Origin of the sequence: Kribbella sp. VKM Ac-2569 (genome assembly GCF_004216905.1) — a bacterium.
In the GTDB taxonomy this organism is placed as follows: domain Bacteria; phylum Actinomycetota; class Actinomycetes; order Propionibacteriales; family Kribbellaceae; genus Kribbella.
Genome location: NZ_SGXJ01000009.1, coordinates 126,841 through 146,525, shown reverse-complemented (window position 1 = coordinate 146,525; position 19,685 = coordinate 126,841). Strand labels below are relative to the sequence as shown.

Genomic DNA, 19,685 nt, shown 5'->3' with positions numbered 1-19,685 from the left:
GCTCGAACCATGCTGCCGCGCAGTGTTGATGCCGTGGTGATCGGTTCGGGGCCGAACGGGCTGGTGAGCGCGATCACGCTTGCCGACGCGGGCTGGGACGTGCTGGTCCTGGAAGCCGCCGACACGTTCGGCGGTGCTGTCCGCTCGACTGAGGACGGCGGCTGGATCAGCGATCGTTTCAGTTCGAACTACCCGCTCGGGGTCGCGTCACCGGTGCTCCGGACGCTGGAGCTCGAGAAGTTCGGCCTGAAATGGGCGCATGCCCCGCTCCCGCTCGTCCATCTGCTCGATACCGACGGCGCCGCGGCCGCGATCCACCCGGATCCGGAGGACACCGCGAAGTCGCTCGGCGCCGAGCACTCGGGCGACGGTGACGCGTGGTTGCGCCTGTACCAGCAGTACGTAGCGATCCGGGAGCCGTTGCTGAACGCGCTGCTCACGACCTGGCCGCCCATCGGTCCGGGCGTGAAGCTGGCCCGGAAACTCGGCTCGGCGGGGGAGCTGCTGCGGTTCGCGCGATTCATGGCGATGCCGATGCACCGGATGGGCCAGGAGCTGTTCGACGGACGGCACGGACCGGCGATCATCGCTGGAAACTCGCTGCACGCGGACGCGCCGTTGTCGGGCGCCGTCAGCGGGACGATGGGCTGGCTGCTCGCGATGCTGGCTCAGGACGTCGGCTTCCCGGTCGTGGCCGGCGGATCCTCGGCGTTCTCCGGCGCGCTGGTACGGCGCGCCGAGCGAGCGGGCGCGTTGCTGGTCCCGGGTACGCCGGTGACCGGTCTCGAGGTGTCCGCGGGCCGAGTGACCGCCGTACACACCGCCTCCGGCGAGACCGTGACCGTCGAGCGCGCCGTCGTCGCGGACACCTCCGCGCCGGTGCTGTACGGCGAGTTGTTGCCGCAGGCCCTCATTCCGGGTGGGCTGCGGCGGGACCTGGACGAGCGGTTCGAGTGGGACTACCCGACGGTCAAGCTGAACTTCCGGCTGCACGGCCCGATCCCGTGGCTGGCTCCCGAAGCCCGGTCGGCCGGCGTGGTGCATCTCGGCGGGACGGTCGATGAGCTCGTGCACCTGTCCGCCGATCTCGACACCGGGCGGGTGCCGGCGCAGCCGTTCCTGTTGATCGGCCAGACCACGAAGGCGGATCCGACGCGCTCGCCGGACGGGACCGAGGCGGTCTGGGCGTACGCGCACCTGCCGCGCGGGATCGCCGACGACGCCTCCGCGGAGAAGCTGGCCGGCCGGATGGAACGCGCGATCGAGCGGTTCGCTCCCGGCTTCGGCGACGTCGTCATCGACCGCGACCTGCAGCGCCCGTCCGCGCTGGAGTCGGGGAACGCCGCGCTCGGGCTCGGCGCGGTCGGCGGCGGGACGATGCAACTCCACCAGCAACTGATCTTCCGCCCGACGATCGGCCTCGGCAGCGCCCGCACCTTCGTCGAGGGCCTGTACCTGGGCAGCTCCGCGATCCACCCCGGCGGCGGCGTCCACGGAGCCTGCGGCCACCTGGCCGCCCGAACCGCCCTCCGCGACGCCTCCCTCCTAGGCCCCCTCACCCGCAAACTCCCAACAGCAACCCTCCGCCACCTGCAGCGGTGACCCCTCCCTCACCACAACCCACCCGCCCAATTTCCCTGGCTGACCCACGAATTTGGCTGGTCAACCCATGAAGTTGTGCCTTTGCCACCCATATTCAGGGTGGCAAACCCCGAACGTCATGGGTCAGCCAGGCAAATTGGTGGGTAGGCCAGCCAAATGGGGGTGAGGTGGTTAGGGTCGGAGGGTGCGGATGGATGAGGCGACGTGCCGGGCTCGGGTGGCGGCGGCGCGGGTTGGGCGGTTGGGGACTGTTGGGGTGGATCTGCGCCCGCACATCGTCCCGGTGACGTACGCCGTACACGCGGACGAGCTGTTCATCGCTATCGATCAGAAGCCGAAGTCGACGACTGCGCTCAAGCGGCTGCGGAACATCGCCGCGCACGAGCGGGTCGCCGTGCTGGTGGATGAGTACGACGAGAACTGGGCGCATCTGTGGTGGGTCCGGGTCGACGGGGTCGCGCGCGTGCTGCCCGAGCACGCTGCAGCGGTCGAGCTGCTGGTAGCCAAGTACCCGCAGTACGAGGCAGACCCACCGCAGGGCCCGGTGATCACGATCCGCGCCGACGCGTGGTCAGGCTGGTCGTTCAGCTGACGCGTACGCTACGTGGGGTGGACGAGCGCGTGAGTGTGGAGGGGCTGCTGCGGGAGCTTGCGCCGCAGGTGCTGGGGTTTCTGGCTCGGCGGCATGGGCAGTTCGACCTGTGTGAGGACGCCGTACAGGAGGCGTTGCTGGCGGCGGCGACGCAGTGGCCGGTGGACGGCGTACCGGCGAATCCGCGGGGTTGGCTGATCACGGTCGCGACGCGGCGGCTCACGGACGCCTTCCGGAGCGAGAACGCGCGGCGGCGGCGCGAGGACAACGTCGCGGCCATGGCCGGGCCTGAGGAGCTGGTTTCGCCTGGTGCCGATGTGGACGAGGCACCAGACACCGACGACACGTTGACCCTGCTGTTCCTGTGCTGCCACCCGGCGGTGACGCCGGCCTCGCAGGTCGCGTTGACGTTGCGGGCGGTCGGCGGTCTGACCACCGCGGAGATCGCGCGCGCGTTCATGGTGCCGGAGGCAACGATGGCGCCGCGGATCAGCCGCGCGAAGAAGAGCATCAAGGCGGCGGGCAGCCGGTTCGTGATGCCGCCCGAGCCGGAGCGGGCCGAGCGGCAACGCGTCGTACTGCAGGTGCTGTACCTGATCTTCAACGAGGGCTATACGGCCAGCTCCGGCGAGGAGTTGCAGCGGGTCGAGCTGACGGCGGAAGCGATCCGGCTGACGCGGATGCTGCGAGCGGCGCTGCCCGACGACGGTGAGGTTGCGGGCCTGCTGGCGTTGATGTTGCTGACCGACTCACGCCGGGCCGCGCGCACGACCGCGGACGGTGGTCTGGTGCCGATCGACGAGCAGGACCGGTCGTTGTGGGACCGCGCGCAGATCACCGAAGGCGCCGACCTGATCCTGCACACGCTGCAGCAGGGCGCGGTCGGGTCGTACCAGCTGCAGGCCGCGATCGCCGCCGTACATGCGGAGGCGCCGAGCGCGGACGAGACCGACTGGCGGCAGATCCTCGCGCTGTACCTGCTGCTCGAGAAGCTCGCGCCGAACCCGATGGTGACGCTCAACCGCGCGATCGCGCTCGCCCAGGTCGAGGGTCCGCAGGCGGGTCTCGACCTGCTCGCGACCCTCGAGGACGACAAGAACATCACCGAGACCCATCGACTGGACGCGGTCCGTGCGCACCTGTACGAGCGCGCGGGGGATCCGGCCAAGGCCCACGAACATTATCTGGCCGCAGCCCGCCGTACGACGAGCCTCCCAGAACAGCGCTACTTGCAGGCGAAGGCCGACGCGGTCACGGGATGAGTCGGTAGAAACGGAACAGCGAGGTGTGGAACGGGAGGATCTGCACCTCCTGGAATCCTGCCTCTCCTGCGTACCGGCGGAGCGTCGCCGGTCGCATCACCGCGCCGGTCGCGGCCGACTCCGGATCACCCATCGCGTCCGGCAGGCAGGACATCAGGCTCCAGCCGTAGTGGTACCGCTCGAGCTCCGAGGCCGGGGCGGTGAACTCGTCCTCGACCAACTCGTCGAGGATCAGGACCGAACCGCCTGGTGCCAGCAGTTGATGCGCGCTCCGCAGCGCGTCGACGGGTCGCGGTATGTCGTGCAGGGCCTCCAGGATCGTGACCAGGTCGAACCGGCCGCTCTGTGAGGAGTCCGACGCGTTCGCGACCGAGTAGGTGACGCGGTCGCTCAGTCCGGCCTCGAGTGCATTCCGGGTTGCTGCGGCGATGGCGTCCTCGTCGAGGTCGAGGCCGTGCACGGTAATGCGTGGATAGGCCTGGGCCATCGCGATCGACGACCAGCCCGTGCCGCAGGCGAAGTCGGCGACCCGGGCCGGTGGGTCGGCGCGGAGTCGCTCGTCGATCTCGGGAATGGCGGGCAGCCACTGTTTGCCGAGCAAGTTCAGGTACGTCGGCCGGTTGAACTCCGCCCGTCCTTCTGGCTCCCACGGCTGGTGCGGCGGGGCGTCGCCGGTGCGGTACGCCTCGACCAGGTCCGGCAGCATGCGGGCCGCTCGGGCGAGCTCGACTCCCTTGTAGCCGTGGTAGTCGACGTGGTCCGGATCAGCCAGCACCGGAACGTGCTCGGGCGGCAGGGTGTAGCGCCGTTCGGTGGGAGCCGCGGTGACGTCGTCGACGTCGACGAGTCCGCTGGCTGCGTGGTGCTCCAGCCATTCGCGGATGTAGCGCTCGTTGGTGCCGGTGCGTTCGGCCAGCTCGACCGACGTCGCCGGGCCCTGCTCGGCGAGCGACCGGTACAGGCCCAGGCGCTCGCCGAGGTAGATGGAGTAGAGCTCGAGCGCCGCTCCGGCGTTCCGGAAGATCCGCTCGACGAGTGCGTTGGTCCGGTCCATGAACGGATCGTACTGACGTCAGGTGACGCTGACCCGCCGACCGGTCTCGTGGGATTCGATGGCGGCGTGGGCGAGTGCCAGGGCCCGTCGGCCGGCGCGGGCGTGCACGGGTGGTTGGTCGCCGGCGCGGAGTGCGGTGAGCAGCGCGTCGACGTGGCGGTCGAAGGTGCCCGCGAAGTTGCGGGCCTCGTCGTCGAAGTACGTCGAGTGCCAGCGCTGCTCGACCGAGTCGCCGGCCTTGGAGAACGTCAGCGCACGGACGGTGTCGTGGATGACGAGGCGGCCCTTCGTGCCGTTGATCTCGATGCGCTGCGTGTCGGGATAGGCGTACGACGAGTCGTACGTGCCGAGCATCGTGCCGACGGCGCGATTCTCGAAGTCGAGCGCGAGGGCGAGCGTGCTGAACGCGCCGTACGTCTTGTCGGTCAGGTGTGCGGAGACCGCGGAGATCGGGCCGACGAGGTGTTCGAGCATGTCGAAGCCGTGGCACTGGGTCTCGATGAGGTTGGCGTGCGGGGACCGGCCATGGTTCGCCTCGCCCCCGAAGCGCCAGGTGGCGAAGATCAGGGCGCCCAGTTCGCCCGCGTCGATGAGGGCCTTCGCGCGTTGCACCGGTTCGGCGTACCGGTGGTTGAAGTTGATCGCGAAGAAGCGGTCGCCGGCTTCGGCTAGCAACGTGTCGGCCTCGGCGAGGTCGAAGACGAGCGGCTTCTCGACCAGCAGCGGTACGCCGGTACGCACGAGCTTCAGCGTGACGTCGTAGTGGTCCTCGTTCGGCAGGCAGACCGTGATGAGCTCGGGGCGCTCGGTGCGCAGCATCTCGTCGAGATCGGTGTACGGCGTCGCGCCGTACCTCTCGGCCCGTGCCTGGGTGCGGGCCGGGGTGCGTCCGCAGACCGCCACCAGTTCGGTGTCCTCGCGTCGGGAGAAGATGCGCGCGTGCTGTTCGCCCCAGCCGCCGGCGCCGACCACCGCGACTCTCATGCGGCACCGTCCTGCGTGACTACGACCTTGCCCGTTTCACCGGCCATGAACAGGCGGAACGCGTCGGCGATGTCCGCGACCGGGAAGCGGTGGCTGATCACGCGTGCGATGAGCTCCTGGTGTTCCTGGAGGAGCGCGAGGTTGCCGGGCATCTCGTCGTACCGGAAGTATTCGCTGCCGAGGACCGCGTGTTCGGGGCTGATCAGGTCGCGGGACGCGTCGAGCGTGACCGATTCGCCGTGGCCGACACAGATCAGGGCGCCGCGCTGGCTGATGATGCCGAGCGCCGCGCGGCGGGCGGATTCCTTGCCGGACGCGTCGAAGGCGAGATCGGGGTTCCCGGCCTTGCTGAGGTCGTCGGCCAGTAGCGGGATCGCGCCGAACGATTCGGCGAAGTCGAGCCGCCAGCGGGAGAAGTCTGAGATGTAGACCGGTACGTCGGCGCCGTACTTGAGCTTGCTCATCACGGTCAGGCCGAGCCCGATCGGTCCGGCGCCGGCGATGTAGACGCTCTCGACGTCCTGCCGGACCAGCCCCGCGCGGCCGAGGGCGTGACTGCTGGTGCCCATCACGTCGAGCAGCATCGTCGCGTTGCCGATCTCGATGTCGTCGGTGATCGGGAAGAAGTTGGACTCGTGTACCAGTTCGTACGGCCCGTAGCCGCCGTCGTGGGTGAAGCCCATGTCTGCGCGCTTGGCGAAGCACTGGTTGGTCGCGTTGTACCGGCAGCTTCGGCATTCGCCGCAGAAGTCCATCAGGAACACGGCGCCGCGGCTACCGACGGGTGTGGTGGTGCCATCGCCGGCGTGCAGGACGGTGCCCGCGGCTTCGTGGCCGGGTACGACGGACGAGCCGTCGTAGTACTGGTGGCGGTCGGTGCCGCAGAGGGCGTTGGCCTGGACGGCGAGGAGGAGCTGGCCGGGTCCGGGGTCCGGGTACTCGTGGTCCGCGAACTCGATGTTGCCGGCTCCGGTGAATCTGGGAGCGAGGGCGGTACGCGTCATGCTGCCGGAATTTACTACGTAGCAAATCCTGCCCACAAGGGGTTGCCGGTGAGCGTTGTGTCAGCGGCCGGTGCTCTCCCGGACGCGCAGCTCGTAGCCGGCCATCCGGTGCTGCGGGACGTGATCCTCGTCCAGCTGTTCCTCGAGCAGGTCGAGCGCCATGCTCGCGATGTCGTCGAGCAGCGGTGCGACCGTGCTGAGCGACGGCGTGGACAGACCTGCCTCGACGATGTCGTCGAAGCCGATCACCGAGACCTGACCCGGTACGTCGATTCCGGCGCGGACCAGGGCGCGGAGGGCGCCGAGCGCGGCGGAGTCGTTCATCGCGAAGATCCCGTCGGGGAGCGCTCTCTCGGCGAGCAGCGCGGTGACGGCGTCGGCAGCCGCCGCGGTCGTCCAGTCGCACTCGACCACCAGTTCCGGATCTGGTTCGATCCCGTACTTCTTCAACGCCGCCTGGTAGCCCTGCCTGCGCAGCTGATACGAGCGCCTGGGCCCGTGGTTCGCGCCGAGCAGGAGGATCCGTCGGCGGCCGGCGTCCAGGAGATGGGTGACGGCGGCCTGGGCGGCCTCGCGGTTCTTGATGCCGACATGGTCGATCGCGCTGCCCGGCTCGCGGTCGCCGATCAGGACCACCGGGTGGCTGCTGCGCTGATCGGTGCGGCCGAGGGAGACCGCGCTCATGATCACGCCGTCGGTGAGGATCTCGCCGCCACCACGGAGCAGTTCGAGTTCGGTCTCGTGGCGGCCGCCGGTGGTCTCGACGAGAACGGTCGTAGAGCGCTCTCTCGCGGCGGAAACGACCGCCTCGGCGAGGTCTGCGAAGTACCGCTCGCGGAAGGTCGGGACGGCCAGCGTCACGGTGCCGGTCCGGCCGGTGCGCAGCCGGCGGGCGGCCGTGTTCGGGCGGTAGCCGAGGGCGTCGAGGCTGGCCTGGACGCGGGCCCGGGTCGCGGGGGAGACGTGGACGTAGTTGTTCACCACGTTCGAGACGGTCCGCTGCGAGACGCCCGCGTGCCGGGCCACGTCGGACATGCTGACCGCCACCGCTGCACTCCTTCTGAGCCTGGGTTGGTCAGGTTACAACGGGCAAAACGTGACCTGGGTTGTAACTTCGGTTTACAGTAGCGGCATGAGCATTCAGGAGCGGACGCGCGGAAGGCGGGACGCGATCGGCGTCGGGGTCGCCCTGCTGAACCGGCTGGCCCAGTGGCGGGCGATCGACCGGCTCGGGCTGCGGAAGCCGGCCGAGCGGGCGGTGTTCGAGGCGACCAAGACCGGTTTCCGGACGGCGGGAGCGCTCTCCCGGCGTTTCTCGGCGGCGTCGACGCTGGCCGCGCCGTCCCGGCTGCCCGCGGCGAAGGGGACCGGGCGGTTCGACCTGACGCCGACCGAGGACCAGCAGATGATGGTCGACGTCGTGCGCTCGTTCGCTGCCGACGTACTGCGTCCCGCTGCCGCCGCCGCCGACACCGCGTGCACGACGGACCCCAAGGTCCTGGAGTCGTCGGCCGAGCTCGGGCTGAGCCTGATCGAGGTCCCGGAGGAGCTCGGCGGCATCGTCACCGAGCGGTCCGCGATGACCGGCGTACTGGTCGCCGAGGCGCTCGCGCACGGCGACCTGGGGCAGGCTGTCGCGTGTTTGGCGCCGTCCGCGGTGAGTACGGCGATCTCGCTGTGGGGCGACGAGACGCAGCAGGCGACGTACCTGCCGGCCTTCACCGGCTCGTCGGTGCCGGCGGCGGCGCTGGCGCTGCTCGAGCCGCGGCCGTTGTTCGATCCCTTCGAGCTGCAGACGCGGTTCACCGGTGGGCTGCTGAACGGCGTGAAGTCGTTGGTGCCACGGGCCGCCGAGGCAGAGCTGTTCGTGATCGGCGCGCAGACCGACGCCGGGCCGCGGTTGTTCGTGGTCGAGCCGGACCATCCGGGCGTCACGATCGAGGCCGAGCCGTCGATGGGGCTGCGGGCCGCTTCGTTGAGCCGCGTTCTGTTGACGGACGTGCCGGCTGTGCCTCTGGGGTCAGTGGAGGACTACGCCGAGTGCGTGCGGTTGTCGCGGCTCGGGTGGTGCGCGCTGGCGTTGGGTACGGCGCGGGCGGTGCTCGACTACGTCACGCCGTACGTCAACGAACGCACGGCCTTCGGCGAGCCGATCAGCCATCGGCAGTCGGTGGCGTTCATGGTCGCGAACATCGGGATCGAGCTCGAGGGCATGAAGCTGGTGACGTACCGGGCCGGATCGCGTGCCTCGCAGGGTCTGCCGTTTGCACGAGAGGCGGCATTGGCGCGGCGGTTGTGTGTCGAGAAGGGCATGCAGATCGGGACCGACGGCGTACAGCTGCTCGGCGGGCACGGATTCGTGAAGGAGCATCCGGTGGAGCGGTGGTACCGCGATCTGCGGGCGATCGGCGTGATGGAAGGTGCGGTGCTGGTCTGATGATCAACCTCGAAACTCCTCGCAAGTTCAGGGCTTTCGTCAACCAGGCGCACCAGGTCGCGGCCGAGATGCTGCGGCCGAACTCGCGCCGGTACGACCTGGCCGAGCACGAGTACCCGGTCGAGCTCGACATGCTCGCCGCGATGGTCGACGGATTAGGTGCCTCGGGCACCGGTTCCGGCGCAGGAGCTTCCGGTGTACGGCGTACCGCTGCCGCCGAGGACGGCGTCGTGAACGGGTCGAACCTGTCGTCGGTGCTGTCGATCATGGAGATGTGCTGGGGTGACGTCGGGCTGCTGCTGTCGATGCCGCGCCAGGGCCTCGGCAACTCGGCGATCGCATCCGTTGCATCGGACGAGCAGCTGCAGCGCTTCGATGGTGTGTGGGCCGCGATGGCGATCACCGAGCCGGGATGCGGCTCGGACTCGGCCAGCATCCAGACCACCGCGCGGCTCGACGGCGATGCCTACGTGCTGGACGGCGAGAAGATCTTCGTCACCGCGGGCGGCCGCTGCGACGCGGTCGTCGTCTGGGCGACGCTCGACAAGTCGCTCGGCCGGGCCGCGATCAAGTCATTCGTGGTCATGAAAGACACGCCGGGCATGACCGTCGAACGCCTGGAGCACAAGCTCGGTATCCGCGCCTCCGACACCGCGACGATCCGCTTCGATAACTGCCGCGTCCCGGTGGAGAATCTCCTCGGCTCTGCGGACATCGACAAGGGTTTCGCGGGTGTCATGCAGACCTTCGACAACACCCGCCCGCTGGTCGCCGCGATGGCGGTCGGTTGCGCCCGTGCGTCGATGGAACTCACCCGCGAGTTGTTGACCGAAGCCGGCGTACAGATCGACTACGACCGCCCCGTCCACCTGCAGTCCGCCGCGGCCGCGACGTACCTCGCCATGGAAGCCGACTGGGAAGCCGCCTACCTCCTCACCCTCCAAGCCGCCTGGATGGCCGACAACGGCCAACCCAACTCCCTCCAAGCCTCCATGGCCAAAGCCAAAGCCGGCCGCACCGCCAACGACATAACCCTCCGCTGCGTAGAACTCACCGGCCCCCTCGGCTACTCCGAACACCACCTCCTCGAAAAATGGTCCCGAGACAGCAAAATCCTCGACATCTTCGAAGGCACCCAACAAATCCAGCAACTGATCGTCGCCCGCCGCCTACTCGGGAAGACCTCCGCCGAGCTCAAATAGCCTTGATTGCAAGGGTTTCCGCCATTCCTGGATCCCCAGCTAGAGCAGTCCGGGACCCGGGTCGGGAGACTCAATCTCCGGGTCGATTTCTGCCCTGGTCCGTGACTGGTCCGTCAGCCGCCGCGCAAGTCGCGTCAGTCGGCGGTCGACGGCCTGCCGGGCGCGGTCGTACGACGACGGCAGCATGTGGGTGTACATCTGCAGTGTGAACCCTGGATCGTGGTGACCGAGGTACTCCGAAAGCTCCTTGATGTTCACGCCGTCCGCGAGGGTGATGCTGGCGAAGTAGTGACGAAGCGCGTGCAGCCCGGTTGTACGGTCGGTCTTGAAGCGCCGGCGGCCACGGCTGTCTTTGTAGGGTGGCGGGATCACGCCGACTGCTGAGAGAGCCGGCTTCCGCACCAGCTCGTCATGCAGGCGCGCCGTCAGGTGTCTGCCGTCAGGCCAGCTGAAGATCAGGTCATGCTCCTGGATGTCGCCATCGAGCTTCTCCCAGCTTGGTGGCATACAGGGGTTCCGATCCTGCCGGTGGTCAGACGAAGGTGAACAGCTGGTCCGCGTCGAAGCGCGAGATCGGGTTGGTGTACTGCTTCGCGGGGTCGGGGTAGCCGAGTGCCAGCAGTACGGTCGTGGCATGCCCGGTTTCCCGGATCTTGAATGCCTTGTCGACGCTGGTCGGGTCGAACCCCTCGAGCGGTGTGGCTTCGACGCCGAGTTCGGCGGCGGCCATCATGGTCAGACCCACAACCATGTAGGTCTGTTTCTCCATCCAGTGGTTCACGTCCTTGTAACCGTAGTTGCGCAGGCTGAGGAAGTCGCGGGTCATTGACTCCCACAGCTCCTGCTTTGCGTGCTCGGGGAACCGGCCGTCAGCTCGCTCTTTGGTGAAAACCGCCTCGACGTGGCTCTCGGGCAGGTCTGCCCGGGTGGTGACGACGATGGTGTGCGAGGAGTTCAGGATCTTCTCGGCGTTGTCCTGGAAGCGTGCGCCCAGGTTGTCCGCCAGCCGCTGCTTGCCTTCGTCCGTGGCGAGCACGTAGAAGTGGTTCGGCTGAATGTTGGTCGACGTGGGCGTCGAGCGCAGGAACTTCAACAGCTGCTGGAGTGTTTCCTCCGGGATCGTCATACTGGGGTCGAAGTACCTGGTGAGGTGCTTGCCCATGAGCTTGTCGAGATCCATGTCAATCATCTTCCTTCTTGCAATCATTGGCTGGTTGGGTTTTCGCCTGGTTCTTGCCGCGGGCAAGTAGTTCGCCGATGCGCTCGAAGCTGATGCCGGTCGCGGCCGAGGCCAGGTCGCCCGCGACGAGAGCCTTGGTGGCTTCATCGAGCGCCCCCATCGCGTGGACATACAGCCACGGACCCAGGCTGATCCGTTTGACCCCAGCCTTCTGCAGTTCAGCGACGGACAGGACCCTGTCCGACGGTGACACGAGGACGTTCACCGGTGTCGGCGTGACTGCAGTGATGATCTTGTCGAGCGCGTCGAGGTCAGGTGGGTACGGGGCGTACAGCACATCCGCGCCGGCCTCGGCGAAGGCCGTCAGCCGCCGGATGGTGTCGTCGAGATCGGGCCGGCCCTGGATGAAGTTGTCAGTTCGGCCGGTGACGACGATCCGTCCCTTGGCCGCGTCGACGGCGCTACGTACGCGTTCGACGGCTTCGTCGAAGTCCCGGATCGGTCGGCCGGGGTCGCCCGAGGTGTCCTCGATCCCGATGCCGGCCAAGCCGTACTCGACCGCGGCTTCGACCGTCGCCGCGACATCCTCGGGCCTCTCGCCGTACCCGTCCTCGAAGTCGCCGTTGACGGGCAGCCCGGTGAGCCGGCCGAGCAGTCCGGCGTGCTCGAGATGCTCGTCGCGGGTGATCTGGTGCCGTCCGTCGGGCCTGCCGAGGGTGGCGGCGAGCGCTACGGACGACGTCGCGATCGCCTCGAAACCGGCGTCGGCCAGCATCAACGCCGAGAGGCCGTCCCAAGCGTTCGGCATGACGAGGCCACCGTCGCGGCTGTGCAGCGCCATGAATTGTTCATACAGTTCGGATCCGGGCATGTCGCGTCAGCCGGCCGCGTTGACGGCGGGGATGTCGACGTCGGTCTGACTGACGTTGTTGATGTAATTGGTGAGCAGGGCCTGCACCGCGACCGTGACGATGGCCAGGATCTCTGGGTCGCTGTACCCGGCGTCCCGGACAGCCCCGAGGTCGGCGTCGCTGACCTGTCCGCGACTCTCGACGACCTGTCGAGCGAAGCGAGCCGCCGCGGCGCGCTTGGGATCAACGGCGTTCCCGGCGCGGGCGAGGTCGATGTCTTCGCTCGACAGACCGCCGAACTCGGACGACGTGTACGTGTGTATAGCCAGGCAGTAATTGCACTCGTTGGCTTGGGAAACGGCCAGAGCGATGCTGTGCCGGGTCCGGGCGTCCAGAACCCGGCTCATCGTGCCTTGCAAGCTCGTGACGGCCTCTAGGACGGTTGGGTTCGACGCGATCGTCCGAAACATGTCCGGGACGAATCCGAGCTGCGCAGCAACCTTGTCCAGGATCTGCCGCGCGCCTGCAGGAACGTCATCCAGAGAGGGGGTAGTCAGTCGTGACACAGCGAATCAGCCTCCGATAGGGGGTGGTGCGAGTCGTTAGTGTCTGGCCCGCGCCGGTTCTTACCGCCGCTCGGTCGGCCAACCCGCTCCTCTCCGGGTAGGTGAAAGATTCACACCGATCTGGCCACCAAAGGAGGACGCCTGCAATTGCTGGCCATTCGTATCGAGAACGGAGTTGATCGCCGTGGACACGCTAGAGCTGCAGGGGATCGCAAACGACGTCGCCATGAACCTGCCGGGGGCCGACCTGGAGCATCGTCTCGACCCCAACTGGGATGTTTACAAGGTGCGCAGCAAGGTCTTCATGCTCATGACGGACTTGCCGGGTCGCCCTGTCGTGATCCTGAAAGCTGATCCGGACAAGGCTTCCGCCCTCCGAGAGCAGTACGCGGACATCAGCCCCGGCTATCACATGAACAAGAAGCACTGGATCACTGTGGCAGGCGGGGGCACGGTCGACGAGAAGCTGGTGAAGCAGCTCGTCACCGACTCCTACCAGCTCGTGGCGGGCGGGCGCCCGGTTGGGTTCTGACGACTCCCGAGGAGGATTGTCCGGCTGGTAAGGAAAGGTCCGGTGGCGGTCGTGACACTGGGGAGGTATGTCTATGGAATCTGTTGCGAACTCGGTGCAGTTGCCGCCGCTGGACAATCCGAACGAGCGGGCGGCAGTCGGTGGGGAGCTGCAAGTTGTGATGCAGGACCTGATCGATCTGTCGCTCATCGGCAAGCAGTTGCACTGGAGTGTGGTGGGGGCGGCCGCGCATGGTGTGCATCTGTTCCTCGACGAGGTGGTCGGGGAGTGGCGCGAGCTCGCGGATGTTGTTGCTGAACGCGCGGTGACGTTGGGAGTCGTTCCTGACGGGCAGAGTGCGGCGGTTGCGGCGGGGTCGCGTGTCGAGTCTGTCGCGGTACGGTCGCTGGCAGATCACGCGGTCGTCTGGGAGTTGGGCCGGCGGGTCGCGGCCGTCGCCGAGCGGATTCGTAAGCGGCTGGGATCGGTCGGTGCGGCGGATCTGGTCACGCAGGACGTGCTGGTCAGGGTTGTCGGGATGCTCGAGAAGCACCAGTGGATGCTGCGTGCGCAGCTCGGTGAGAAGGCCTGATGGCTGTCAGCAGAGGGTTCGTCGGGCGGCGTCCTGCGGATTCAGCGCGGGTTCCGCCCGGGCAGTACGTGACCCGGGACTTTCCGGTGTTGTCGGCCGGGCCGACTCCGTACACGCCACTGGACACGTGGGACTTCACGGTCCGTGGACTCGTGAACCGGCCGGTCTCATGGTCGTGGCAAGCGTTCCGGGCGTTGCCGCACGAGAACATCACCGTCGACATCCATTGTGTGACGAAGTGGACGAAGCTGGACACGACCTGGTCGGGCGTCTCGCTCGACACCTTGCTCGATGCGGCGCCGACCCAGGCGTCCTATGCGCTGGCGTTCTGCGACGGCGGCTACACGACGAACGTCCCACTGGCGGACCTGCGGGGTGGACAGGCTTGGGTCGTCGACGAGTACGACGGGCAGCCGCTCGACCCGGAACACGGTGGGCCGGCACGCCTTCTCGTACCGCACCTGTACTTCTGGAAGAGCGCGAAATGGATCCGTGGCCTGGAGCTACGCCCAGCCGATGAGCCCGGGTTCTGGGAGATGTTCGGCTATCACAACTATGGAGACCCGTGGAAAGAGCAGCGCTACCAGGGCGACTGACCTGGCAGACCGGGACGGTGGTCTCGATGACCGTCGAGACTCCGCGGGTCACGACCATCGCGCTTGCCATCCGGGATTGGCCCGGGCACCGCGCAGGTCAGCACGTCGACGTACGGCTGACGGCACCCGACGGGTATCAGACGGAGCGAAGCTATTCGATCGCGTCGGCGCCTGAGGACGCGGACGTGTCGCTCACCGTCGAGCGACTCGACGACGGTGAGGTGTCGCCGTACCTGGTGGACGAGTTGCGGCCAGGCGACGAAATCGAGTTGCGAGGCCCGGTCGGCGGATACTTTGCCTGGGACAACGAACTCGGTGGACCGTTGTTCCTGGTCGCCGGCGGATCAGGACTGGTGCCCTTTCGGTCGATGCTGCGGCATCACCGCGCGAGCGGAAGCCGGGTGCCTGTTCGCCTGCTGTGTTCGGCGCGGTCGCTGGAGTTGTTGATCTACCGTGAGGAACTCATCAAGCTGGCTGCCGACGACCTGGTCGATGTCTCGGTCACCTTGACTCGCGAGGCTCCGGACGACTGGCGCGGCTACCGCGGACGCATCGACCCGGCACTCCTGTCCACCACCGGATGGTCAGCCAAGGAGGAGCCGCTCACCTATATCTGCGGGCCAACGGCGTTTGTCGAGACCGCGGCTGCAGGCTTGGTTGCTTTGGGGCATGACCCGGGACGGATCCGGACCGAACGCTTCGGCGGGACAGGAGTGTGACGACAATGCATCCTCTCGACGGCAACGCAATGGCGGGCGTCATGCATGATCTCTTCGCGCGAGACATGACGACCATGGGATACCAGTGCACCGGTTGTGGGAAGACCGGTGCGGTGGCCGAGATGGCGGTGTACGCGTCCGGGCCTGGCACGGTGGCTCGGTGCAGGGACTGCGACACGATCCTGCTGATGCTCAGTGAACGGCGCGGCATGTACTGCCTCGATGCGCCGGGAATGACACACGCGATCCTCCCGTTGGCGTAATCCCGACTTACGACAACCTGCTGTTCACCCTCGACCTGAAAGGTGCCAGATGACGATCCAGACCCCGCCCGACCCGACCGCAGGCGAGATGGCCATGCACCTGCCGCACGCCATCATGCGGTTCCTGCGTGAAGCAGATCCGCAGCACAAGGCGAACGCTCACGACCTGCTCGCGGCCTTCGCGCCAGACGCCACCGTGATCGACAACGAGAAGACCTATGCCGGTCACGACGAGATCCACCACTGGCGCGAAGCCGAGTCCAGCAAGTACACCTACACGGTCACGGCGACTCACGTCGAGAAGTTCGACGACGGCCAGTACGTCGTCACCAACCGCCTCGAGGGCGACTTCCCCGGTGGTGTCGTCGACGTCATCTATCGTTTCAACCTCACCGATGGCCTCATCACCAGGCTCGAGATCGCTCCCTGAATGCCTGGTATCCCGCCTGGATGCCCGCCGCACGGTCGACGACCACTGCGGGCCTGGCGGCTGAAACTGATCCACCAGGCCGCCGCAGTTTCGGTCCTTATGAGCGAATTTGGATGATGGTCTTTCCCTTGGTGCGCTCGGTGGAGTTGAAGGTGGCTACGGCATCGTCGAGGGTTGCCACGGTGCCGATGTTCGTGCGCAGCCGTCCGTCGCGTACCCGTTGGACGATCTCGACGAGTTGTGTGCGGTCGGCTTCGACGACGAAGTCGACCGCCAGGCCGTCCGCGGGACGTGACTCGGGTGGTCCGACAACAGTGACCAGGGTTCCGCCGGCGCGGACGAGTGCCGCGGAGCGCTTCTGGATGTCGCCGCCGATGACGTCGAACACCAGATCGACCCCGCCGACGTCCTCCAGCGACTCGTTGGCCAGGTCGACAAAGGCGTGGGCACCGTAATCGAGCGCCTTCTCGCGGTCGGCGGCACGTCCGGTACCGATCACGTACGCACCGAACTCACGTGCGAGTTGCGTCACCATCGTCCCGACCGCGCCGGCCGCGCCGTGGGCGAGCACGGTCTGTCCTGCTTCGAGGCGGCCGTGCTGGAACAGTCCCTGCCACGCGGTCAGTCCGGAAATCGGCAGGCTCGCGCCGACCGAGAAGTCGACGTCGCCCGGGAGCGGCGCGAGGTTGCGGGCCTCGATCGCCACGTATTCGGCCAGCGTGCCGTCGCGGTGCCAGTCCGCGAGACCGAACACCCGCTGACCGACGGACAGGCCGGTCGTGCCGTAGCCGAGCGCGGTGACCACTCCGGCCAGCTCGTGCCCGGGGACCGACGGTGTCCGGTTGTGGTCGGCGCGATCGGTCCAGGTCGACGGCCACGTCAGCTCGGTCGGAACGTAGCCCGAGGCGTGGATCTCGACCACCACGTCGTTGATCGCCGGCGTCGGCTGGGGACGCTCGGCCAGCGTCATCCCAGCCGTCCCCGCACTCTCGTCCGTCACCACAATTGCCCTCATCCGGCATCTCCTTGTATCCAGCTGTCGCTTACACCGAACTTTCTGTTCACATGCGTTGGCTGCACCACACCCTCGACGTCTTACCACGCAGGTCGAGTTCGATGCAGGGCGTAAGATTCCGAGCCGCACGACCACTAACGGTTATCAGAACGGGCTGCTGATCACAGATGGACAGAGGTGAAAGGTCATGACCGGGTCGCGGCAGAGGCTCGAGCGGTTTCTGGCGACTGACCCGCGTGACGTGGGGTGCGATGAGGCGATGGCTGTCATGCACCTGTACGCCGAGCTGCTCGCAGCAGGGGTCGACGCCGCCCAGCACTATCCGGGCGTGGCCGCGCATCTGGCCGCCTGTGAAGCCTGCGCGGAGGATATGGACGGACTGCTGGCCGCCGTACAGGACGATGAGCGTCCTCCGGACTGAGATCGCGGTCACGGTGGCTCCTCCTGAACTCGGGACCAAATCAACTGCCCATGGTGTTGTACATGATGACGGCGCAGCCAGCGGCGTCAGAGAAGGAGAAATCGTGTCTCACGACTACCGGAAGACTTCGGAGGCGCTCAGCCGCCTCACCGACTACCAGTTCCGCGTCACTCAGGAAGGCGGCACCGAGCCTGCGTTCCGGAACGAGTACTGGGACAACCACGAAGCCGGGATCTACGTGGATGTTGTCTCCGGACAGCCCCTGTTCTCGTCGACCGACAAATACGACAGCGGCACGGGTTGGCCGAGCTTCACCAGGCCGATCGCGGTGGATGCCGTCCGTACGGAGGCCGACAGGTCGTACGGGATGATCCGCACGGAGGCCTTGTCCGCCGGCGCCGGCAGCCACCTCGGCCACGTGTTCGACGACGGTCCGGTCAACGCCGGCGGTCAGCGGTACTGCATGAACTCCGCCGCGCTGCGCTTCGTCCCGGTCGCAGAGCTCGAGGCGCAGGGCTACGGCGAGTACCGGTCCCTGTTCGAGGCCACCAGTACCGAGGAGCCCGCATCATGACCAGCGGAATTCACGACAGCGGAGAGATCACCCGCAGGCCGGGTACCGAAACCGCGGTTCTCGCAGGCGGGTGCTTCTGGGGTATGGAGGATCTCATCCGCAGGCAGCGCGGCGTGCTCGACACACGTGTCGGGTACACCGGCGGCCAGAACGATCACGCGACGTACCGCAACCACCCCGGGCACGCAGAGGCGGTCGAGATCGTTTTCGACCCGGCGCGGACGACGTACCGCGACATCCTGTCGTTCTTCTTCCAGATCCATGACCCGTCGACGCTGAACCGGCAGGGTAACGATGTCGGCACCAGCTACCGTTCGGCGATCTTTCCGCTCACCCCGGAGCAGGAGAAGGTGGCCCGCGAGACGATCGCGGACGTTGATGCTTCAGGGCTGTGGCCGGGCAAGGCGTTGACGACGATCGAGCCCGCGGGCCCGTTCTGGGAGGCCGAGCCCGAGCACCAGGACTACCTGATCAAGTACCCGGCTGGGTATACGTGCCACTTCGCACGTCCGAACTGGGTTCTTCCACGCCGCGCCACCGCCTGAGTGTCTGACCCCGAGGGCGTGTCCATCGATGAGCGATGGACACGCCCTCACTGCTGTGCTCTTCGCACAGTAAGCATGCGTGCGTCGGTGGCCACCAATGCATCGAAGGCAAGTCGATGACGGAAGGCGATGGGCGCGATGCGTGACGTATTACAGGGGATTCAGGCGGAGGACGGCGCGGCGGTTGCGGCTGTCGATATCCCGAAGGCGGTGACTGCCGGCCGGTTGGTGTACGGCGACGGCGCGACTCAGGTCTTCGCGAGCGACGGCAAGACGACCTATACCGAACGCGGCGGCGACAGCGCCGGCGAGTGGTATGTCGACGACCAGGACAGGTTCTGCTCGTTCTGGCCGCCGTCCTATCGAGCCTGCTATGCGCTGCGCTGGATGGTCGATGGCGCACGGATCGTCGGACTCAGGTTCACCGGGCTCAACGACGGCGTGACGTTCGAAGGTCACTACGAATAGCGTTCGCGACCAGGGTCTGCAGAGCGGGAATCACGTCCGTCTCGAACCATGGGTTCTTGGCCTGCCAGCGGAAGTTCAGAGGTGAGGGATGGACGAGCGGGATCCGGTCCGGAGCGTAGTCCCGATAGGCGCGGACGGTCTCGGTGAGGTTCTTCTTGGCGCTGGTTCCCAGGTAATACTTCTGGGCGTAGCTCCCGATGAGAACCGTGAGACGGACAGCCGGCATCAGCTGCAGGATTCTCGGGTGCCACAGTGACGAGAACGGCGGGCGCGGTGGGAGATCACCGTGTGCGCCCTTGCCCGGGTAGTAGAAGTCCATCGGCAGCAGGGCGATCGTGTCCGGGTCGTAGAACTGAGCGTCGGTGACGCCCAGCCACCGCCGCAGTTTGATGCCGCTGGCATCGTTCCACGGGATCTGACTCTCCTGAGCCTGCCGGCCGGGCGCCTGACCGATGACAACGATCCTCGACCGCGGTGACGCGGAGTAGATCGGCTCGTACCCGCGTTCCGTCGCCCACGCGTTCGAGGCGTGGTTCCGGATCTCTTCACGTACTACTGCGAGTTCGTCCATGCGGATCTCGATTCGTGGGGGAGTAAGGGTGGCGCAGGCCCGCGACACCGTCAAGCTGTGATCAATGACGAGGTCGCCGTACGGCGGATCCCGATGCAGATTCGTGTCGGCGGATCGCTAATAGGACGATATAGACCCGTTCTGCGGTGGTGGGCTGATCCGAATCCGTCTGTAGACCTATCGGTTGAGACGATTGGACTGACCTGCGAATGGACCGTATCGTCCATGTTACCCTTTCATCGGTCA

General features: G+C 67.1%; 25 protein-coding genes. 15 read left to right on the top strand and 10 right to left on the bottom strand.

Annotated elements, in window-relative coordinates; all coding sequences use genetic code 11:
* Positions 1-9: 9 nt before the first annotated feature.
* The 3 genes from EV649_RS39870 (at position 10) to EV649_RS39860 (ending at position 3,456) form a co-directional block, all read left to right on the top strand.
* On the top strand, positions 10-1,602 hold the full coding sequence (locus EV649_RS39870) for an NAD(P)/FAD-dependent oxidoreductase (protein WP_130388928.1): 1,593 nt from the start codon (positions 10-12) through the stop codon (positions 1,600-1,602).
* Positions 1,603-1,792: 190 nt separating this feature from the next.
* Positions 1,793-2,194: a TIGR03668 family PPOX class F420-dependent oxidoreductase gene (locus EV649_RS39865; RefSeq protein ID WP_130388927.1), complete on the top strand. Its 402-nt coding sequence runs from the start codon at positions 1,793-1,795 to the stop codon at positions 2,192-2,194.
* A 17-nt stretch (positions 2,195-2,211) separates the two neighbouring features.
* On the top strand, positions 2,212-3,456 hold the full coding sequence (locus EV649_RS39860) for a sigma-70 family RNA polymerase sigma factor (protein WP_130388926.1): 1,245 nt from the start codon (positions 2,212-2,214) through the stop codon (positions 3,454-3,456).
* Here the strand turns inward: EV649_RS39860 and EV649_RS39855 are convergent.
* Genes EV649_RS39855 through EV649_RS39840 form a run of 4 tightly spaced genes read right to left on the bottom strand, consistent with a single transcriptional unit; the run spans position 3,446 to position 7,545 of the window.
* A complete protein-coding gene (locus EV649_RS39855) occupies positions 3,446-4,510 on the bottom strand; it encodes a class I SAM-dependent methyltransferase (protein WP_130388925.1) in 1,065 nt (354 codons plus the stop codon). The genes EV649_RS39860 and EV649_RS39855 overlap by 11 nt on opposite strands.
* A gap of 18 nt (positions 4,511-4,528) precedes the next feature.
* A complete protein-coding gene (locus EV649_RS39850; RefSeq protein WP_130388924.1) occupies positions 4,529-5,494 on the bottom strand; it encodes a Gfo/Idh/MocA family oxidoreductase in 966 nt (321 codons plus the stop codon).
* Positions 5,491-6,498 carry an alcohol dehydrogenase catalytic domain-containing protein gene (locus tag EV649_RS39845; RefSeq protein WP_130388923.1) on the bottom strand — a complete coding sequence of 336 codons (1,008 nt, stop codon included), beginning with the start codon at positions 6,496-6,498 and terminating at the stop codon, positions 5,491-5,493. Before EV649_RS39845 ends, EV649_RS39850 begins: the two co-directional genes overlap by 4 nt.
* A gap of 60 nt (positions 6,499-6,558) precedes the next feature.
* The gene (locus EV649_RS39840) at positions 6,559-7,545 is read right to left on the bottom strand and encodes a LacI family DNA-binding transcriptional regulator (RefSeq protein WP_130388922.1); all 987 of its coding nucleotides are present in this window, start codon (positions 7,543-7,545) and stop codon (positions 6,559-6,561) included.
* An 85-nt stretch (positions 7,546-7,630) separates the two neighbouring features.
* Here EV649_RS39840 and EV649_RS39835 point away from each other — a divergent pair, with 85 nt between their 5' ends.
* Positions 7,631-8,935: an acyl-CoA dehydrogenase family protein gene (locus EV649_RS39835; RefSeq protein WP_130388921.1), complete on the top strand. Its 1,305-nt coding sequence runs from the start codon at positions 7,631-7,633 to the stop codon at positions 8,933-8,935.
* A complete protein-coding gene (locus EV649_RS39830; RefSeq protein WP_130388920.1) occupies positions 8,935-10,137 on the top strand; it encodes an acyl-CoA dehydrogenase family protein in 1,203 nt (400 codons plus the stop codon). The genes EV649_RS39835 and EV649_RS39830 overlap by 1 nt, the downstream gene beginning before the upstream one ends.
* 39 nt (positions 10,138-10,176) lie before the next feature.
* On the opposite strand, the gene EV649_RS41920 is transcribed toward EV649_RS39830, so the two are convergent.
* From EV649_RS41920 to EV649_RS39810, 4 genes are read right to left on the bottom strand one after another with little or no spacing between them, the layout of a single operon-like run.
* Positions 10,177-10,644 (bottom strand): tyrosine-type recombinase/integrase, encoded by a 468-nt coding sequence (locus tag EV649_RS41920; RefSeq protein ID WP_241999263.1) that lies wholly within the window; start codon positions 10,642-10,644, stop codon positions 10,177-10,179.
* Between the two features lie 25 nt (positions 10,645-10,669).
* Positions 10,670-11,326: a nitroreductase family protein gene (locus EV649_RS39820; protein ID WP_206751603.1), complete on the bottom strand. Its 657-nt coding sequence runs from the start codon at positions 11,324-11,326 to the stop codon at positions 10,670-10,672.
* Complete coding sequence (locus EV649_RS39815) at positions 11,319-12,158, bottom strand: isocitrate lyase/phosphoenolpyruvate mutase family protein (protein WP_198682959.1); 840 nt, start codon at positions 12,156-12,158, stop codon at positions 11,319-11,321. The genes EV649_RS39820 and EV649_RS39815 overlap by 8 nt, the downstream gene beginning before the upstream one ends.
* 36 nt (positions 12,159-12,194) lie before the next feature.
* Complete coding sequence (locus EV649_RS39810) at positions 12,195-12,734, bottom strand: carboxymuconolactone decarboxylase family protein (RefSeq protein WP_130388918.1); 540 nt, start codon at positions 12,732-12,734, stop codon at positions 12,195-12,197.
* Positions 12,735-12,918: 184 nt separating this feature from the next.
* Between EV649_RS39810 and EV649_RS39805 the strand changes: the two genes are divergently transcribed.
* The 6 genes from EV649_RS39805 to EV649_RS39780 all read left to right on the top strand — a co-directional run bounded on the left by EV649_RS39805 (position 12,919) and on the right by EV649_RS39780 (position 15,845).
* The gene (locus EV649_RS39805; protein WP_198682958.1) at positions 12,919-13,266 is read left to right on the top strand and encodes an MmcQ/YjbR family DNA-binding protein; all 348 of its coding nucleotides are present in this window, start codon (positions 12,919-12,921) and stop codon (positions 13,264-13,266) included.
* A gap of 73 nt (positions 13,267-13,339) precedes the next feature.
* A complete protein-coding gene (locus EV649_RS39800) occupies positions 13,340-13,837 on the top strand; it encodes a DNA starvation/stationary phase protection protein (protein ID WP_157996409.1) in 498 nt (165 codons plus the stop codon).
* On the top strand, positions 13,837-14,433 hold the full coding sequence (locus EV649_RS39795; protein WP_130388916.1) for a sulfite oxidase-like oxidoreductase: 597 nt from the start codon (positions 13,837-13,839) through the stop codon (positions 14,431-14,433). Before EV649_RS39800 ends, EV649_RS39795 begins: the two co-directional genes overlap by 1 nt.
* A 26-nt stretch (positions 14,434-14,459) precedes the next feature.
* Positions 14,460-15,152 (top strand): ferredoxin reductase, encoded by a 693-nt coding sequence (locus EV649_RS39790; protein ID WP_241999260.1) that lies wholly within the window; start codon positions 14,460-14,462, stop codon positions 15,150-15,152.
* Positions 15,153-15,157: 5 nt separating this feature from the next.
* Positions 15,158-15,415, top strand: a complete 258-nt coding sequence (locus EV649_RS39785; RefSeq protein WP_130388914.1) for a DUF6510 family protein — start codon at positions 15,158-15,160, stop codon at positions 15,413-15,415.
* A 49-nt stretch (positions 15,416-15,464) separates the two neighbouring features.
* A complete protein-coding gene (locus tag EV649_RS39780) occupies positions 15,465-15,845 on the top strand; it encodes a nuclear transport factor 2 family protein (RefSeq protein WP_130388913.1) in 381 nt (126 codons plus the stop codon).
* Between the two features lie 97 nt (positions 15,846-15,942).
* On the opposite strand, the gene EV649_RS39775 is transcribed toward EV649_RS39780, so the two are convergent.
* Positions 15,943-16,860 carry an NADP-dependent oxidoreductase gene (locus tag EV649_RS39775; RefSeq protein ID WP_130388912.1) on the bottom strand — a complete coding sequence of 306 codons (918 nt, stop codon included), beginning with the start codon at positions 16,858-16,860 and terminating at the stop codon, positions 15,943-15,945.
* A gap of 259 nt (positions 16,861-17,119) precedes the next feature.
* On the opposite strand from EV649_RS39775, the gene EV649_RS39770 reads away from it, so the two are divergent.
* From EV649_RS39770 to EV649_RS39755, 4 genes are all read left to right on the top strand, one after another.
* A complete protein-coding gene (locus EV649_RS39770; protein ID WP_198682957.1) occupies positions 17,120-17,281 on the top strand; it encodes a hypothetical protein in 162 nt (53 codons plus the stop codon).
* Positions 17,282-17,384: 103 nt separating this feature from the next.
* Positions 17,385-17,855 (top strand): peptide-methionine (R)-S-oxide reductase MsrB, encoded by a 471-nt coding sequence (gene msrB / locus EV649_RS39765; protein WP_241999259.1) that lies wholly within the window; start codon positions 17,385-17,387, stop codon positions 17,853-17,855.
* Positions 17,852-18,400, top strand: a complete 549-nt coding sequence (gene msrA, locus EV649_RS39760; RefSeq protein ID WP_130388909.1) for a peptide-methionine (S)-S-oxide reductase MsrA — start codon at positions 17,852-17,854, stop codon at positions 18,398-18,400. Before msrB ends, msrA begins: the two co-directional genes overlap by 4 nt.
* A 138-nt stretch (positions 18,401-18,538) precedes the next feature.
* On the top strand, positions 18,539-18,868 hold the full coding sequence (locus EV649_RS39755; RefSeq protein ID WP_130388908.1) for a hypothetical protein: 330 nt from the start codon (positions 18,539-18,541) through the stop codon (positions 18,866-18,868).
* Here the strand turns inward: EV649_RS39755 and EV649_RS39750 are convergent.
* Positions 18,831-19,439, bottom strand: a complete 609-nt coding sequence (locus EV649_RS39750; RefSeq protein WP_130388907.1) for a uracil-DNA glycosylase family protein — start codon at positions 19,437-19,439, stop codon at positions 18,831-18,833. The genes EV649_RS39755 and EV649_RS39750 overlap by 38 nt on opposite strands.
* Between the last annotated feature and the right edge of the window lie 246 nt (positions 19,440-19,685).

Coding starts and splice junctions, on each gene's coding strand:
- EV649_RS39870 (WP_130388928.1), top strand. CDS start 10: ATGCTGCCGCGCAGTGTTGATGCCGTGGTGATCGGTTCGGGGCCGAAC.
- EV649_RS39865 (WP_130388927.1), top strand. CDS start 1,793: ATGGATGAGGCGACGTGCCGGGCTCGGGTGGCGGCGGCGCGGGTTGGG.
- EV649_RS39855 (WP_130388925.1), bottom strand. CDS start 4,510: ATGGACCGGACCAACGCACTCGTCGAGCGGATCTTCCGGAACGCCGGA.
- EV649_RS39850 (WP_130388924.1), bottom strand. CDS start 5,494: ATGAGAGTCGCGGTGGTCGGCGCCGGCGGCTGGGGCGAACAGCACGCG.
- EV649_RS39845 (WP_130388923.1), bottom strand. CDS start 6,498: ATGACGCGTACCGCCCTCGCTCCCAGATTCACCGGAGCCGGCAACATC.
- EV649_RS39835 (WP_130388921.1), top strand. CDS start 7,631: ATGAGCATTCAGGAGCGGACGCGCGGAAGGCGGGACGCGATCGGCGTC.
- EV649_RS39830 (WP_130388920.1), top strand. CDS start 8,935: ATGATCAACCTCGAAACTCCTCGCAAGTTCAGGGCTTTCGTCAACCAG.
- EV649_RS41920 (WP_241999263.1), bottom strand. CDS start 10,644: ATGCCACCAAGCTGGGAGAAGCTCGATGGCGACATCCAGGAGCATGAC.
- EV649_RS39820 (WP_206751603.1), bottom strand. CDS start 11,326: ATGATTGACATGGATCTCGACAAGCTCATGGGCAAGCACCTCACCAGG.
- EV649_RS39815 (WP_198682959.1), bottom strand. CDS start 12,158: ATGGCGCTGCACAGCCGCGACGGTGGCCTCGTCATGCCGAACGCTTGG.
- EV649_RS39800 (WP_157996409.1), top strand. CDS start 13,340: ATGGAATCTGTTGCGAACTCGGTGCAGTTGCCGCCGCTGGACAATCCG.
- EV649_RS39795 (WP_130388916.1), top strand. CDS start 13,837: ATGGCTGTCAGCAGAGGGTTCGTCGGGCGGCGTCCTGCGGATTCAGCG.
- EV649_RS39790 (WP_241999260.1), top strand. CDS start 14,460: ATGACCGTCGAGACTCCGCGGGTCACGACCATCGCGCTTGCCATCCGG.
- EV649_RS39785 (WP_130388914.1), top strand. CDS start 15,158: ATGCATCCTCTCGACGGCAACGCAATGGCGGGCGTCATGCATGATCTC.
- EV649_RS39780 (WP_130388913.1), top strand. CDS start 15,465: ATGACGATCCAGACCCCGCCCGACCCGACCGCAGGCGAGATGGCCATG.
- EV649_RS39775 (WP_130388912.1), bottom strand. CDS start 16,860: ATGAGGGCAATTGTGGTGACGGACGAGAGTGCGGGGACGGCTGGGATG.
- EV649_RS39770 (WP_198682957.1), top strand. CDS start 17,120: ATGGCTGTCATGCACCTGTACGCCGAGCTGCTCGCAGCAGGGGTCGAC.
- msrA (WP_130388909.1), top strand. CDS start 17,852: ATGACCAGCGGAATTCACGACAGCGGAGAGATCACCCGCAGGCCGGGT.
- EV649_RS39755 (WP_130388908.1), top strand. CDS start 18,539: ATGCGTGACGTATTACAGGGGATTCAGGCGGAGGACGGCGCGGCGGTT.
- EV649_RS39750 (WP_130388907.1), bottom strand. CDS start 19,439: ATGGACGAACTCGCAGTAGTACGTGAAGAGATCCGGAACCACGCCTCG.